This window comes from Burkholderia sp. Se-20373 (assembly GCF_017104705.1).
Lineage (GTDB): Bacteria > Pseudomonadota > Gammaproteobacteria > Burkholderiales > Burkholderiaceae > Burkholderia.
In genome coordinates, this window is the sequence record NZ_JAAGPH010000013.1 from 19,207 (window position 1) to 33,488 (window position 14,282).

General features: G+C 60.7%; 16 protein-coding genes. 9 read left to right on the plus strand and 7 right to left on the minus strand.

Annotated features, from left to right (window positions below; translation table 11 throughout):
- Positions 1–126 precede the first annotated feature (126 nt).
- The 3 genes from G3N96_RS07180 (at position 127) to G3N96_RS07190 (ending at position 2,489) form a co-directional block, all read left to right on the plus strand.
- Entirely contained in the window at positions 127–873 is a 747-nt protein-coding gene (locus G3N96_RS07180) for an SDR family oxidoreductase (RefSeq protein ID WP_206136778.1), read from the plus strand.
- Positions 874–1,026: 153 nt separating this feature from the next.
- The gene (locus G3N96_RS07185; protein ID WP_206136779.1) at positions 1,027–1,881 is read left to right on the plus strand and encodes a DJ-1/PfpI family protein; all 855 of its coding nucleotides are present in this window, start codon (positions 1,027–1,029) and stop codon (positions 1,879–1,881) included.
- Positions 1,882–2,006: 125 nt separating this feature from the next.
- Complete coding sequence (locus G3N96_RS07190) at positions 2,007–2,489, plus strand: DUF4440 domain-containing protein (protein ID WP_206136780.1); 483 nt, start codon at positions 2,007–2,009, stop codon at positions 2,487–2,489.
- 95 nt (positions 2,490–2,584) lie between these two features.
- On the opposite strand, the gene G3N96_RS07195 is transcribed toward G3N96_RS07190, so the two are convergent.
- The gene (locus G3N96_RS07195; RefSeq protein WP_206136781.1) at positions 2,585–3,532 is read right to left on the minus strand and encodes a GlxA family transcriptional regulator; all 948 of its coding nucleotides are present in this window, start codon (positions 3,530–3,532) and stop codon (positions 2,585–2,587) included.
- A gap of 278 nt (positions 3,533–3,810) precedes the next feature.
- On the opposite strand from G3N96_RS07195, the gene G3N96_RS07200 reads away from it, so the two are divergent.
- Positions 3,811–4,401: a GNAT family N-acetyltransferase gene (locus G3N96_RS07200; RefSeq protein WP_206136782.1), complete on the plus strand. Its 591-nt coding sequence runs from the start codon at positions 3,811–3,813 to the stop codon at positions 4,399–4,401.
- Between the two features lie 40 nt (positions 4,402–4,441).
- On the opposite strand, the gene G3N96_RS07205 is transcribed toward G3N96_RS07200, so the two are convergent.
- Positions 4,442–5,425, minus strand: coding sequence for an AraC family transcriptional regulator (locus G3N96_RS07205; RefSeq protein ID WP_089444354.1), 984 nt, complete (start codon positions 5,423–5,425; stop codon positions 4,442–4,444).
- A 206-nt stretch (positions 5,426–5,631) separates the two neighbouring features.
- Between G3N96_RS07205 and G3N96_RS07210 the strand changes: the two genes are divergently transcribed.
- Positions 5,632–6,468, plus strand: a complete 837-nt coding sequence (locus G3N96_RS07210; RefSeq protein WP_206136783.1) for an alpha/beta hydrolase — start codon at positions 5,632–5,634, stop codon at positions 6,466–6,468.
- A 238-nt stretch (positions 6,469–6,706) separates the two neighbouring features.
- Here the strand turns inward: G3N96_RS07210 and G3N96_RS07215 are convergent, their stop codons facing one another.
- The 5 genes from G3N96_RS07215 to G3N96_RS07235 all read right to left on the minus strand — a co-directional run bounded on the left by G3N96_RS07215 (position 6,707) and on the right by G3N96_RS07235 (position 10,459).
- On the minus strand, positions 6,707–7,255 hold the full coding sequence (locus G3N96_RS07215; RefSeq protein WP_206136784.1) for a glutathione peroxidase: 549 nt from the start codon (positions 7,253–7,255) through the stop codon (positions 6,707–6,709).
- 305 nt (positions 7,256–7,560) lie between these two features.
- A complete protein-coding gene (locus G3N96_RS07220) occupies positions 7,561–7,887 on the minus strand; it encodes an EthD family reductase (RefSeq protein ID WP_089444557.1) in 327 nt (108 codons plus the stop codon).
- A gap of 258 nt (positions 7,888–8,145) precedes the next feature.
- Complete coding sequence (locus tag G3N96_RS07225) at positions 8,146–8,592, minus strand: lysozyme inhibitor LprI family protein (protein WP_206136785.1); 447 nt, start codon at positions 8,590–8,592, stop codon at positions 8,146–8,148.
- Positions 8,593–8,803: 211 nt separating this feature from the next.
- A complete protein-coding gene (locus G3N96_RS39135) occupies positions 8,804–9,808 on the minus strand; it encodes a hypothetical protein (protein WP_241022529.1) in 1,005 nt (334 codons plus the stop codon).
- 186 nt (positions 9,809–9,994) lie between these two features.
- The gene (locus G3N96_RS07235) at positions 9,995–10,459 is read right to left on the minus strand and encodes a GNAT family N-acetyltransferase (RefSeq protein ID WP_206136786.1); all 465 of its coding nucleotides are present in this window, start codon (positions 10,457–10,459) and stop codon (positions 9,995–9,997) included.
- Between the two features lie 150 nt (positions 10,460–10,609).
- On the opposite strand from G3N96_RS07235, the gene G3N96_RS07240 reads away from it, so the two are divergent.
- From G3N96_RS07240 to G3N96_RS39140, 4 genes are all read left to right on the plus strand, one after another.
- Entirely contained in the window at positions 10,610–11,272 is a 663-nt protein-coding gene (locus G3N96_RS07240; protein WP_124581071.1) for a GntR family transcriptional regulator, read from the plus strand.
- Complete coding sequence (locus G3N96_RS07245; RefSeq protein ID WP_206136787.1) at positions 11,256–12,497, plus strand: dicarboxylate/amino acid:cation symporter; 1,242 nt, start codon at positions 11,256–11,258, stop codon at positions 12,495–12,497. Before G3N96_RS07240 ends, G3N96_RS07245 begins: the two co-directional genes overlap by 17 nt.
- A gap of 174 nt (positions 12,498–12,671) precedes the next feature.
- Positions 12,672–13,076 (plus strand): hypothetical protein, encoded by a 405-nt coding sequence (locus tag G3N96_RS07250; RefSeq protein ID WP_124581067.1) that lies wholly within the window; start codon positions 12,672–12,674, stop codon positions 13,074–13,076.
- A 521-nt stretch (positions 13,077–13,597) separates the two neighbouring features.
- Positions 13,598–14,194, plus strand: a complete 597-nt coding sequence (locus G3N96_RS39140; protein WP_241022530.1) for a hypothetical protein — start codon at positions 13,598–13,600, stop codon at positions 14,192–14,194.
- Positions 14,195–14,282 lie beyond the last annotated feature (88 nt).

Consider the following 14,282-nt stretch of genomic DNA (forward strand, 5'->3'; position numbering starts at 1 on the left):
ATACGACCTTTGCGCCATCCGCTTCGCGTTCCATACTGCACGTGAAGATCGAGCAGGGAAAAGCACAAACGCCATCGCGTCTTGCGCTTTCGGCCCGATCAATCACGACGTAGAAAGGAGCAGAAGATGAGGCTTAAAGACAAGTCGGCGTTAATCACCGGTGGTACCAGTGGCATCGGTCTTGCCACCGCGAAGCGTTTCATTGCGGAAGGCGCCCGCGTCGCGGTGACGGGTCGCGACGAGGCGGTGTTCGAGCGCGTGAGGGCCGAACTCGGCGAGCATGCGCTCGTTCTCAAGGGCGACGTGCGTTCGATCAAGGACATGCGGGCGATTGCCGCCGAAGTCGGCGAGCAGTTCGGCGGCCTGGATATCGTGTTCGCGAACGCCGGCTGGGCGTTCCCGTCCGCAGTCAACGATATCGACGACGCGCTCTACGACGAGATCATGGACATCAACGTCAAAGGCGTGGTGTTCACGCTTCAGGCGGTGCTGCCGCACTTGCGAGCGGGTTCGTCCTTCATTCTCAACACCTCGTTCGTCGCGCAGACCGGCAAGCATGGCATCTCGTTGACCGCAGCCGCGAAGGCCGCCGTGCGATCGCTCGCCCGCAGTTGGTCCTACGAGTTTCTCGACCGAAAAATCCGCTTCAACGCGATCGCGCCCGGTGCGATCGACACGCCGCTGCTGACCAAGTGGGGCATGTCGGACGAATGGGTGCGCGACCGCAAGGCCGAGTTCGCCGACGCCATTCCAGTGGGCCGCATGGGCAACGTCGAGGACATCGCCAACGCCGCGCTCTATCTCGCCAGCGACGAATCCGCGTACGTCGTCGGCACCGAACTGGTCGTCGACGGCGGCGCCTCGCAGCTTTGAGCCTGCGGCGCCCGATTCCGGCGCCCTGCGTGTCATCGCGGCTCATCCACCTGTCTGACCTCACGTCCGCCACGCTTTGAGTCGCGGCGGCCATTTCATGCGGCCCAGCCTGGTAGCACGCGCAGCAGGGCCGACCCGCAAGGAGAATTGATCTTGACCGACAGTAGTGAAAACAATACTTCCGGATCGCCACTCACCCGAGCCGGCCAATCACGCCGCGATGTGCTCAAGTTCGGCAGCATCGCGACGCTCGGCGCCGTCCTCGGCGGCGGCGCCCTGCTTGGAAACGCCCCCTCTGCGCTTGCACAGCCCGGCAACGACGGCGCACTTGCCCCGAACGATCCGCTCGATATCCTGATCGTCAATTACGACGGCGGCACGCTGCTCGACTTCGCCGGCCCCAGCGAGGTCTTCCATCGGCTACCGAATACGAACGTTCGCTACGCGAGCCTCGATGGCGGCAACGTGACGCTCGAATTCGGCGTCGTGTACGGCAAGACCGAGCGGCTGGCCGATATCGACAAGACGGACGTGCTGCTGGTCCCCGGCGGGTCCGACCTGTCGGCGCCGATGCGCCCCGCGTATCAAGCGCAGATCCGGCGCCTGGCGGAAAGCGCCAAGCACGTGACGTCCGTCTGCAACGGATCGCTCGTGCTGGCCGCAACGGGCATTCTCAACGGCAAGCGAAGCACCTGCCACTGGGCCTTCGTCAACAAGCTGGCCGAATACGGCGCCATTCCCGTGCCCGATCGCTTCGTCGAAGACGACAACGGCCGGTTCATGAGCGGCGGCGGCGTGACGGCGGGCATCGACTTCGCTCTTCGCGTGGCGGCGAAGCTGCGCGGTCAACAGGCCGCCGAACTCACGCAGCTCGTGATCGAATATGATCCCGCGCCGCCGTTCCACTCCGGCCATCCGAGAGACGCACGGCCGGACGTCGTCGCGATGGTCGACAAGAAACTGCCCGGTGCATCCAGGGGGCTCGCCCGCGTCCCAGGCGTTCGTTGAATCGCTTGCAGGCAAGGTGGGCCAATCCATCGACAGACTGCGATGAACACCGCGAACGACATTGTGTGCTCAATCTTTTACCCTTCGTAATCCTATCAATGTAATCCATGCACGGAAATCACTCGATGCAACAGACTCGTATTTTCACTGCTGCCCTTGCGGCCTGCGTCACTTTCTTCGCGTTCGCCGCGCCCGCGACTGCCGCTGGTTCGCCACGTCCGCCCGAAGCGGCCATCAAGGCCGAGAATGCGCGCTGGGCGGATGCCTTTGCGCGAGGGGATTACGAGGCGATCGGCCGCCTCTACACCCGCGACGGCACGCTCTTGCCGCCCGGAGGCGACAAGATCACGGGACGCAGCGCGATCGTCGGGTACTTCACCAAGGGGTATGCCGGATCAAAGCCCGCCACCGTATCGTTCAGCAATGACGAGTTCTACGGTAACGACCGGGTCGTGACAGAGGTGTCGGATGTCGAGGTCCACGATCACGATGGACAACTCAAATTCCGCGGCAAGCAGACGCTCGTCTTTCTGAAAGAGGGCGGCGCGTGGAAGTTGCATCGCGACATGTGGAACGATGACGGCCCGCTGACGGCGGATGGCCATTGAGCGTCTGATGAAACGCGGCGTGACCTATCCAAAGCGCCGCTAGTCCATTTGAAGGACGTTGGCCACGGCGCGCGCGCGGATCAGCCGGCGGTCGATCAGCGCGCGCCGTTCGCTCGGCTCTCGCGTCGAATCGCTTGCGGCGGGTGCCCATGCAGTTTGATGAAGGCCCGCCGCATCCGCTCCGGGTCGGTGAACCCGACCGCCAGCGCAATCTGTTCGATCGGTTCGCTGCCCCCCTGCAGGCGCAGCCGTGCCGCTTCGACACGCAAGCGCTCGACCGCCTTCGCTGGTGTCTCTCCGGTTTCCCGGCGAAATGCGCGCCCGAACTGCCGCGGACTCAAACTTGCGGCTTCGGCGAGCCGCTCGACAGGCAACGCTTCCGCCAGATGTTCCCGCGCAAAATTCAGCGCGATGCGGATGCGATCCGATTCCGGTTCCATCTGCGACATCGCCGAGAATTGGGACTGGCCGCCCGGCCGGCGATACGGAACCACCAAAAGCCGGGAGACAGCGCGCGCAACCTCCGCGCCCATATCTTTTTCAATCAAGCCGAGTGCCAGGTCGATGCCGGATGCGATGCCCGCCGACGTCCAGATGCGCCCCTCCTCGATATAAATGCTATCGCCCTCGACCTTCGCGCGCGGAAAGCGCGACTGCAATTGGGCCGCGTATCGCCAGTGCGTCGTCACGCTCACGCCGTCCAGCAAGCCGGTTTCCGCAAGCAGAAACGCCCCGGTACACACGCTTGCCACCCGCGCAGCCCTGGCGCCCAGTTTTCTGGCGGCGGCGATGTTCTCCGGCGTCTGCATCGGCTCGATGTCACCGCCCACGAAAATGACGGTGTCGAACGTGCGCCTTCCGATCGGCTTCGTGTCGACCGACAGGCCCGTATTGCCCGGCACCGGGCCGCCGGACTGCGAGATGACGTGGAGATCATAGGGCGCGTGGCCCGCCGCCGTGGCGACCTGGTTGAAGGCCGACAGTGGCCCACCCAGATCGAGCGCATCGTAGCCACGGCAAACGAAGAATCCGATTCGATGCATGACGAAGTCGTTAACTGAAAATCCCGTAAAGTCGCATTTTACGAGGAACCCTCAAATGGCGCCATTCAGCCTGAAATGAGGGAAAAAGGTCGTTTACGTCGTGATCGATTGTCCGTATGGACGCTGAGATCCGAAGCAGGCAGCGCGACTTTTTCAGCAGCATCCCCATCTCCCCTGCTGAGGAATCGAGTCATGCGCTACGCTGCGAGTGACACCAACCCACTCCATCAACCACGTTCCCTCTAAGCTCCCTCAACATGCACGGTACAGAATTGAAGGTGACCTCGCTGCCACATCCGTTTCTCGACGCAGCGCTGGCTTTGCTCTATTCGGCATTCGAGCAAGACCCTACGCTTGGCTGGTGCCTGTTCGCCGAAAGCCCGGGATTCGACGAGCGGCGGGCACACTATCTCGAGTGCTACCTGAAGTATCACTACGACGCTCGCATGCCGGCCTTGGGCGCCTGGCGCAACGGCGACCTGGTGGCGGTCAGCTACTTTGCGCCGGCCTCCTGCCGCGAATCGCCCCGCATGCTTGCTGCGCTGGGACGCGACATCGCGATCGGTTGCGGCGCATCATCGTTGAGCAGGATTGATCTGCTTCGCGAGACTCCGCCCGCCAATTCCCCGGACACCGATTGCAGCCGGATTGAATTCATCGGTGTATCCCCGGGCCGGCAAGGCGAGGGAATCGGATCGGCGCTTCTGAGTGCGACGTTGTCACATCTTCGAGACATCGATCCGTCGGGGAACATATCGCTGGAAACGGGAGAGCCGCGCAACATCCCGTTCTATGAACGTCACGGGTTTTCGGTCATGGAATGCAGGGAATATGCCGGACTGACGCAATACAGGTTGGAGACCATCTAACCGCCGACATCTGCCGGGCCAAGGCGGCAATCAGACCACCTTACTCCGCATTCACCTTCCGCCACTGCATCGGCGACATCTCGTACCGCCCTCGAAACGCGCGACTGAACGCCGCTTCCGACGTGTACCCAACCCGACCGGCAATATCCGAGATCGGCGCACGGCTGTACCGCAACAACTCCGCCGCCCGATCCAGGCGCCAGGTCGTGAGATAGCTCAACGGCGCCTGCCCCACGACACGCTGGAACCGGTCCGCAAAAGCCGACCGCGACAGATTCGACAACTCGGCAAGATCACTCACGCTCCACGCCCGCCCGGGATCGGCATGAATGGCCGACATCGCCGGGTTGATCCGGCTGTCGATCGCGCCGGACAGCCACCCGTGCCCTGCCGAGCCCTCCGTCGCCCAGGTGCGCAGCAACTGGACGAAGATGACGTCCAGCAATCGGGAGATCATCGCGGCGGCGCCCGCGCGCGGGCTCAACGCCTCGTCGAGGATGAAATGGCAGCTCAGCTCCAGCCACTCGAACGGCCGTTCCCGCAACCCTTTGAGCACCAGCACCGGCGGCAGCACGGACAGCAACCGTTGCGACAGCACGCCGTCGAATCCGAAATCGCCGCACAGCCACGTGGTGTCGCCGCTCCCGATCGTCAGGCGCTCGCGATCGTAGTACTTTGGCGCGAGATCCGTGACGAGACTCGCGGAGCGGCCCGGCCGGTCTGAAATGACATGGCCGTGGCCATGCATCAGCATGACCAGGTCTCCCTGCGACGCGTGATAGCGCTCGTCGAGCCCCTCCACTTCGATCGCCACGCTGCCGCTACGGATGATGTGCAGACGATACTTGCCGGCAGGAAAGCGCAATCCGAAAGGCGCCGAGGCTGCGCACGTGAAGACCGTATTGCCGCGGATGCGGATCAGCTCCAGCACGTCGGAAAACGCATCCCGCTTGAAGGCGAACGGATCTGCCCCATCGTCCAGCGTCGTCGGCGTTTGAGCAAAGAATCCCGGCTTTTTGGCCATGTCGCGTACCCGGATGGTCTTTATGATGGGCACATCATTCACGCTGAATGACGCCGGTGTCAAAGACTATTCTCGAGGTGCGTGGCATTCGGCAATCGCGTAGTACCCCTTGTTTCGCTGCTGGCAAGCACGGGGCAGACGGCTCCGGAAATACCGAGGTGTCGTGGGCGTGATGTTCGTCATTCGGCGATCAAAGGAGCAGGGATATGAATCCGGAAACGCGTACCGACACGGTTGTACTGATTCACGGTCTGTGGATGACACCGTTGTCGTGGGAACATTGGGTCACGCGCTACGAGCAGCGCGGCATGCGCGTCATCACGCCGGGGTATCCGGGCGTCCAGCCGGGCACGGCCGGCGTCGAGGCGCTCCGTCGCGACCCGTCGCCGCTGGTGAATCTGGGCGTGCGCGAGATCTTCGACCACCTGGCCCGAACCATCGCCGCACTCGACACCAAGCCGATCATCATGGGGCATTCGTTCGGCGGCGCGTTCGCCCAGCTTCTTCTCGACGCGGGCTACGGCTCGGCCGGCGTCTCGATCGACGGCGCCGGGGTGAAAGGTGTATGGGCGCTGCCGTTCAGCCAGATCAAGGCGGCGTTCCCGGTCCTGCGCAACCCGGCCAACGTGCATCGCGCGGTGCCCATCACCGAGCAAGCGTTTCACTACGCGTTCACGAACAACCTGAGCCTCGAGGAATCGAAGAAGGTCTATGACCGCTACGCGGTGCCCGTGTCGGGGCGGATCCTGTTTCAAGGCGCGTTCGCGAACGTCAACCCGAATGCCCCGACGCGCTACAACTTCGCGAACGACGAGCGCGCACCGCTGCTCTTTATCGCCGGCGGCAACGACAACATCCTGCCGCCTGCTGTTCAGCGCGAGAATTTCGAAAGGAATGCGAATGGTTCGCGGGCGATCTCGGCGTACAAGCTGTTCGACGGCCGCAGCCACTACACCTGTGGCGAGAAAGGCTGGGAGGAGGTTGCCGACTTCGCGCTCGACTGGGCGCTGGCCCCTGCGGCGGGGGATCTCGGCAAGGGTTGAGTTGCCGGTCAATGGCCCAATTCCCGAACGGTGTCGTGCAACGTCAACAGGCCGTTGAACGACTTGTCGGTCTGACGCATTCTCCGGTTCGCCAGTCGAGGCAGGCACTCCGTCGCGTTCCGTTTTTAATGTGCGAGTGGCAAGTCGGCAGACATGGTGTTGGATTGCCCCGTCCTGGCACCCTCGACCACGGGTGCAGGTCAGGCAATCCGTCCTCGCACGCGTTACGCGCGCCGGCTTACGCGGCCTTGGCCAGCTCCGCGTCGATGGCGGCGACCAGCTTCGGGTCGTCCGCGGTCGTATCGGGCGAGAAACGCGCGACCACTTCGCCCGTGCGGCTCACGAGAAACTTCTCGAAGTTCCACAGCACCTCGGGCGCCGGGTTCGGTTGGATGCCGTAGCCTTCGAGGCGCGCACGGAACGGGCCGTCACCGGTCGCCTGCGGCTGCGCCTGGGTGAGCGAGCGATAGAGCGGATGCTTGTCGTCGCCGATCACGGAGATTTTCGAGAACAACGGAAACTTCACGCCGAAGGTGCCGGTGCAAAACGACTGGATTTCCGCATCGGTGCCCGGCTCCTGGCCCTTGAAGTTGTTGGCGGGGAACGCCAGCACTTCGAGACCTTCCGCGCGCTTGCCTTCGTAGAGCGCCTCCAGACCTTCGTATTGCGGCGTCAGCCCGCATTTGGACGCCACGTTCACCACCAGCAGCACTTTGCCTTCGTACGCGCGCAGGGTTGTTTGCGCGCCGTCGATGGCGTTGACGGGAATATCGTAAATCGTGCTCATGTCTTCATCCTTCAATGGATCAAATTGATGGCGAGCCGCAGGAATCGCGGTGTATCGCGTTCATTGGAAAACCCTGGACGTCGGTCGGCAAAGGCGCGTTGTCGACGCTCGTGATCTGCGCATAGCAGAGCCCTATCCTACTGCGAACGGTCAACTTCCTGCTTGCAGGCGCGGACCGTGGGATCCGACAGGCGACCTGGAAAGGCCCAGGCTTCGACACAACGGCGGAATGGCCGCATAAGCATCGCCCCGTTGCGGGGGTACGCCATCAGCGGATGCGGTGCGTGGCGACATCCGAGCCTTGGTCAGACTTCCGAACGCTCTACGACCACCTCACTGATTTGAAGCACGGGTTGTATATCCGTGTAATTGGCGATGTCGGCCATGATCTCCTGCGCGTGCGGGTCGCGCGCCGCCTGGAAGGCTTCGACAGACGTGCAGACGAAGTCGCACTTGGCCACGTAGACAGGCTCAGTGCCCGGAGCGCCGCCTGCGATGCCCTTGTCGACCGTGTAGTACAGACATGCCGCACCGAGCCGCTGCTTCACCATCGGCATGTGCTTGTCGCGGTAGTAAGCATGATCGAATCGCGCGCCGGCGGCGTACGGGTACATGACACTGACTTTGATCATCGGGTTCTCCTGTTGCTGCACGGGAATCGAGGCGCCAACGCTCGCGAGATGGCGTCGAGGCCGCTGATACAGCGCGCGGCGGTTCTCGATTTTGCAAAAAACTCATCGAATTAACGACCCTATCCGATCAATGTGAGGCGAAGACGGCAGTTGTATCGCTTTCAGATCGCCGCGGTCAGCGCTTCTTTTTCCGCTGGGCACACCAGCCTCTCGCCGGTATCCGTCAACCCTGCAATGCTGGCTTTATCTAGCGCTGCGCTAATCATGGCTCACTTGCTTGAGCCACGCGCTTAATTCGCGCGTACGATCACGTGTTCTGTCGATTTCGCAAGTCAGTAGATCAAGATTACGATCTGCGCCTGCCTCGTTTATCAGATACCAGGCGGCACACTCGTTGTCGAGAAAACGGACCCATTGCCGCTGAGCCTGGACAAATTTCACCTTGAGTGCCGGATAGTCGACGTACTCGTCACGTGGGCGAGACATCGACTTCAAAACCTTTTGGTACGTGCGGTTCAATTCGTCGTCTGCTTGCTGATATTCATCTTGACTACGCTGCAGCAAGCACTCGGGCGCCACGCTATCAGGTGTGCAATTCCGCGCTTGCGCAGCATTGAACCACGAACATGTCAGCGCCATGGCGACGCCGAGCGCTGCACGACGACGGCTGAATGCCGATGCGCGAGTATGCACGCTTGCTCCCATTCCTGTCTTTCCCGTTCAAATTGCGATCTGGGTCATTCTCGCATCGATCGCGGTCAACAGCGCCGACCGAAGTAGATACCGCCGACTTGCTTTCAACAAGCGCGACCAACGTTGAAAACGCGATTGTCAACGAACGGCACGGCCATGTCGGGCGACTGAAAATGGCCGATCGCAGCCGCCCATCCACTGCGACAACTCGTCGGATTCGTCTTCACGAAGCGGGCGATGCAACGCAATCACTGCGACGAATCAAGACCCTTATCGCGCGCAACAGATGTTGGTTTATCGTCGGAATCAGTGTTGCCGGAATCTCGTAAGGGCCTGCGGTGCGGAAATCGGCTGCGTGCAGGATGTGAGCCTGTCCGTCGTTGAATTGCACGAACGCTTCGATCGTCGGGTCATCCCGTATAGCTGCTTTCATGGCATCTTCATCGAACCGGTTTGACGAATAGAGGGTGAATGTCGGTGTATCGACTGGCGGAAGCGCCCGGAAACCTGCGTGAACGAGCCAGTCGAATTGCGCCCGGTCCACCTTGACGATACTGGACGCGCCGTAAAGACCGCTACCACTGCGCGCGAGATGTTCGATCCACCAGTCGTTTTGCCATCGCTCGTAACCGAGCAACGCACCTTCCAGGCGCACCATGTTCTCGCAGCCGTCGCCGTGCAAGTTGACGTTCTGACGGAAAAATTCCAGAGCCGGGATGCGCCACTCCTCGCCTTTGAGCGTATACAGGATTTGCCCGATTCGACGCGCTGGACGGCCTGGTCGGGCCGGTGCATCAACGATGATTTCGTGCGAGTGCAAGACGCCTTGTGCCACGTACTCGTCGAAGCGCGCCTTGAGTAGGACCGACGGCCGCCATTCGCTGTTGAATTCGATGAACCCGAATGGTTTGCGCCCTTGCACCATCAAAGCCAGCTCGTAACCGGTATGGACAAGGTAAGGGATACGAACACCAGTATCGACATACTTCGAGATAACGGCATCGCGCGAACCATGGTCAAACTCGATCGCAAAGGCGTCGCATACGGCGGCGACCTGTGCCGGCGACAGCAGATAGTAGTCGTCGAGGCCCGCATCCTCGGGTGCGTCCGGGTCGACCAGCCGCCGCAGCGTATCCAGGTCGTCGGTTTCGAATCGAACCTCCAGGCACGGATACAGAAGATCCGGATCGATCGCCGACAAAATGAACGGGGTGCTCGGATAGGTCATGGCAGTTTCCGGTCCGTCAGTTTGAAGACATCGACATACGCCAGGTCACCTTCGATCGCTGACGTTTCCCGGTTGATTGCAGAAATCCACGGACATCACACGCAATCGGAGATGGCTCGGCGCAGAAACGCCGGACTAGACCACGCATAAACGATCTAGTCGTCTGATGTCCGCACCCAACGAAAATCAGCCCCCGATCTGGCGCTGCATGAGAAAGAACCTCATATCATCACGCCCCTGCATTGAAATCGGTTTCGGATCGCGATTAAAGCCGAGCATTTCATAAAATGGGTATGCTGATTCGCGCGCCGTACACCAGAGCAATAATCCACGCTGATCGCGAACATAACGAATGGATAGATTGACCAGAAGGCGTCCGAATCCCAGACCACGCACCGATGGATGGACGGCCATGCCGCGAAGGCGCCACGCTTCAGCGTTCAAAACACCGGATTGTCCTTCTTGACATACCGACGCCACTGCCACAATGCCATCGTTATCACGAACGGCGAAGTGTATCGTCGTCGGGGCGAGGTCTCCGGGTAGCGCACTCCCTTCTTCATCTCCGGCCATCAAGATTGCGGCCCTAAGGGGATAGGTTTCTTCCGCACGAACGGCGCAGATGGTAAAGCGCACATCTTGTGAAGTCATCTAATTGTCGGCTCGCTTCATGACGCAAATAGTCTTCCGGTTCGCTTTCAGCATGCCCACTCGCAAAATTATCAGTTGCCGGGCGTTACCAGTAAGGGTAATTTCCTATCAGTTATCTCTTTTTCAATCATACGCTAACTGCGATCACAGATGACGTCGAAAGTCTCGACAGATGCAGAGCTTGCTTACGACGAGATCCGATCGAGGATCTTTGACGGCCGCCTTGCGCCTGGGCAGAAAGTATCCCATCGAGGCCTGTCGGATGAACTCGGTTTCGGCCAAATGCCTGTGCGCAGCGCATTGCATTTGCTCGAGTCCGAAGGGCTGGTCGTCGTGATCGAAAAGAGTGGAACCTATGTCGCTTCGCCGACTACGAGTGATCTCCGCGAAATTTTTGAAATGCGGTTGGCCCTCGAGAGTACAGCTGCGTTTCTTGCAGCCAGGTCGGGCGTAACGGCAGACCTCCGCGACGCGGCAGAGAAAATGCAGGACCTGATTGACCGGGACGTCGCGGACATCATGCTCGAGCAACGTGTTGGTTGGGTGTTTCATCAAGCGTTGTTTGCTGCAGCAAGGAACATCCGAATCTCATCGGCGTATGGTCTATTGCGAGCCCAAACCTTGGCGCTAAACGAACTCCCGCGTAGCGACGCCGAAACCGTTCGACGCGGCACGATCGAGCACCTGCACATCTTTCACGCAATCGAAGCAAACGACGGCGAGCTTGCGCGTCAGCATATGTGGAATCACATCGTTGACGGTACGCCCGCACGGATAAAACTACTCAAGGCGCGGCATGAACACGAAAAATAAAGGACTTTCCCTCCCGCTGCAAATGCTTGGCGGGCTCGTCCTGGGCGCCGCTTGCGGCGTATTTGCTCCTGGCTTTGCCGGGAAGCTGGGCTTTCTCAGTGCCATGTTCGGCCACGCGATCAAGATGGTCGTCATGCCGTTGATCTTCCTGTCGGTCACGGTCGGTGTCTTTCGTGCGGGCCGACTGCGCGAACGGCTCGGAAAGGTCGCACTCGCCAGCATCGTCTTCTTCGTTTTGATGACGGGCCTGGCTGCGTCACTCGGCCTGCTGCTCAACTTTGTATTTCGACCGGGTCTTGGTGCAAGCCTCACTCATTCCGGATCGATGCCCGCAGCACTCGCATCCAGCATCGACTGGACGAAATTTCTCGTTGATTTGATCCCCGCGAACATCGTCGCTGCGCTCGCTGCAGGAAATTCGCTCCCGGTACTCGTTTTCGGTGTCATTTTCGGTGCGGCATTGGCGGCTGCCCCGGAGCGTACCGAGCCCGCGATTGCCGTTTTCGAGGCGCTGCTGTCGGGACTGTTCAAGATGACCCAGTGGGTGATCGCCTGGTCGCCGCTCGCGATCTTCGCCGCGATCGCGCAGCTGCTGTCGGCCAAGGGCTTTGCCGGCGTGCACTCGCTCGTCGAGCTGCTCGGCGTGGCCTATCTCGGCATGGCGGTGCTGGCGGTGGTACTCACCCTCGTCATTCGCGTCGCCGGTCAGTCGCCTCTCGCCGTTCTCAGGAAGGTGAAGGAACCGCTGATCCTGGGTTTCACGACGCGGTCGTCCGAAATTACCTACCCGTTGCACCTGAAGAAGCTGGTTGAATTCGGCGTTCCCCACGGCGTGGCGTCCACGATCTTGCCGCTCGCCTATATTTTCAATCGCGACGGCGCGGTCCTCTACACGGCCCTCGCGGTCGGCTATCTGGCCGACGCCTATCATCTCGCCTGGTCCTGGCCGCTGGTGATCACGATCTTGATTTTGACGATCATCACCATCGACGGCGCAGCCAACGTGCCCTCCGGAGCGATCGTCGCCATCACCATCGTGCTGACGTCGATCGGGTTGCCTGCCGATGCGGTGCTGCTGCTGTTGGGCGTCGACGCCTTTTTCGACATGGGGAGAACCGCCCTCAACGTCTACGGGAGCACGGCGGCAGCGGCTGTCGCGGTGAAACTTTCCGGTTCGGAGGACAGTATCGCCGCCGAAACCGCGACGCGTCAGGCGAGCGTGTAAGTGCTTCGGAAGCGACCGGCGCAGGGCGCTTCACCGTTGCGGCCGCCGATTGCAACGCGCCGGGGCACATCCACTCGAGCATCCAGGAACGGCGACGAGAACAGGCTTGGGTGAACGTTCATTGCCATTGACATTCGGTTAGCAGAACGACGGATCTTTTGCAGGAGAAACGGTATGGTTGGTTCAGAGTCCGCAGATTATTTTATGCTGCGCCTAGGCACGCCGCACCCGACATGGGCGTTGACTGATGACAGCAACATGATTGGCATTGGCAACCGTGACGGCGTGGTGAGCGCGCTGTTCGAGCTGGATCGCGACCAAATCGCACGGATCAGAGGTTTGGGCCAATCGGTGGAGAGAATCAGGTGTGTCTGCGATCGCGCTGGCCGGGCGCTGCACTTTTATCTCCATGGCAGACAGGTGTCTCGCGGCGTGTGGGCCGGGGTCGCGTCGGCCGATCCCGACTATCTGCCGACCGCCGCGATGGTCGCAACCTGGACAGTACCGAAGAAACCCTGCGATGCCTTCAAGTTTCCGAGCGTGAATGCACGTCTGGTCGCATCCGTTAGCCCAGCCTAAACTGCGATCACAGATTACTGCGCGAGATCGAGCCGGAGAAGCCCCACTTTCGGGGCCGATCGTTTGACATGTTCGTCCGGCTGCACGCGCACGCCGTTCAGTGTCTTTGGTTCTGGCACACTCAACCTCGGATCGCCAGAACCACTTTGCTGGCCAGTTCACCGGCCAGCACTTTTCATTCATGGGCATGCAGTCATCTAGCGACGACACCATTTCATCGCGAAGCTCAAGCTCGAGACTACGCGGAAGCCTGCAAAACCATCCCGCCAACACTGCGGCAATCCCTGCGCCGCACGTGACGAGACGCAATGCGTGAAGCTCGCCAAGCCCCACGCCCGCCCGCGCCAAGACCGAAAACTCCGCTCTCTTCAACCGCCCTGTGGCGCTCACCGCATCGCCGCCCAAGCCCCCTGCTCGCCCCGAGCACTCCCGGTTCGAACAAAATCCGAAACATTCAGCGACACCGTATCGGCCTTCGCCTTTGAGCGCGTCTTCCGCGCGACTGCCAGGATCGGCGTCAAGTGCTCGTAAAAGCATTCGAGCTGTCGGGCGTCAGACGCGAGTCGCTCAAGATCGCACGCCTTCTCGAGAATCAATCGAGCAATATGAAAACGCTGAAGGCCTTGACCGACCCGAACCTGAAACACGACGCCATCGCTACTATGCGGCACCCCCGCCCACACAAGCGAACTGCGATCCATAAAGCCTCCGGAAAATCCCAATCGTCACATCAATATGCCAGCCATCTCCGACGTTGCATATTTGTATTTCAAAATTGTGGCGTTTCACACATGGGCATTTTCGTAAAACTCGAATATTGCGCCGCAGCAAAAGTGCTCGTAGACTGGGTTTGCGCGTCCGATGTAGTTGCCCGCAGTCGTCCCATGACGGGAGAGCACGCGATGACGACTTCTTCACCAGCACTGAACCCAGCCCCCCCTGCGCTCCACGTGTTCCAGCAAGATGGCGGCTGGCACTGGGGCATCACGGTTCCTCGCTCCGCGGGATCCGGCTTCAAACTGATCGCATTCAGTACCGACATCTTTTCCACGGAAGACACGGCACAACGCGACGGCGATCGGGCGTTGGCCTCCATCGTCGCCCGTGACGTGCATTGAATCTGGCGGATCGAGCAATTGCGCCTACCTTGAATTTTCACAGCCAACTGCAATACTCCTATCACCCTTCGTTGCGGGACCCTTTACC

Coding starts and splice junctions, on each gene's coding strand:
- G3N96_RS07210 (WP_206136783.1), top strand. CDS start 5,632: ATGAATCCGGAAACGCGTACCGACACGGTTGTACTGATTCACGGTCTG.
- G3N96_RS07195 (WP_206136781.1), bottom strand. CDS start 3,532: ATGCATCGAATCGGATTCTTCGTTTGCCGTGGCTACGATGCGCTCGAT.
- G3N96_RS07240 (WP_124581071.1), top strand. CDS start 10,610: ATGACGTCGAAAGTCTCGACAGATGCAGAGCTTGCTTACGACGAGATC.
- G3N96_RS39135 (WP_241022529.1), bottom strand. CDS start 9,808: ATGACCTATCCGAGCACCCCGTTCATTTTGTCGGCGATCGATCCGGAT.
- G3N96_RS07215 (WP_206136784.1), bottom strand. CDS start 7,255: ATGAGCACGATTTACGATATTCCCGTCAACGCCATCGACGGCGCGCAA.
- G3N96_RS07245 (WP_206136787.1), top strand. CDS start 11,256: ATGAACACGAAAAATAAAGGACTTTCCCTCCCGCTGCAAATGCTTGGC.
- G3N96_RS07180 (WP_206136778.1), top strand. CDS start 127: ATGAGGCTTAAAGACAAGTCGGCGTTAATCACCGGTGGTACCAGTGGC.
- G3N96_RS07225 (WP_206136785.1), bottom strand. CDS start 8,592: ATGGGAGCAAGCGTGCATACTCGCGCATCGGCATTCAGCCGTCGTCGT.
- G3N96_RS07205 (WP_089444354.1), bottom strand. CDS start 5,425: ATGGCCAAAAAGCCGGGATTCTTTGCTCAAACGCCGACGACGCTGGAC.
- G3N96_RS07235 (WP_206136786.1), bottom strand. CDS start 10,459: ATGACTTCACAAGATGTGCGCTTTACCATCTGCGCCGTTCGTGCGGAA.
- G3N96_RS07250 (WP_124581067.1), top strand. CDS start 12,672: ATGGTTGGTTCAGAGTCCGCAGATTATTTTATGCTGCGCCTAGGCACG.
- G3N96_RS07220 (WP_089444557.1), bottom strand. CDS start 7,887: ATGATCAAAGTCAGTGTCATGTACCCGTACGCCGCCGGCGCGCGATTC.
- G3N96_RS07190 (WP_206136780.1), top strand. CDS start 2,007: ATGCAACAGACTCGTATTTTCACTGCTGCCCTTGCGGCCTGCGTCACT.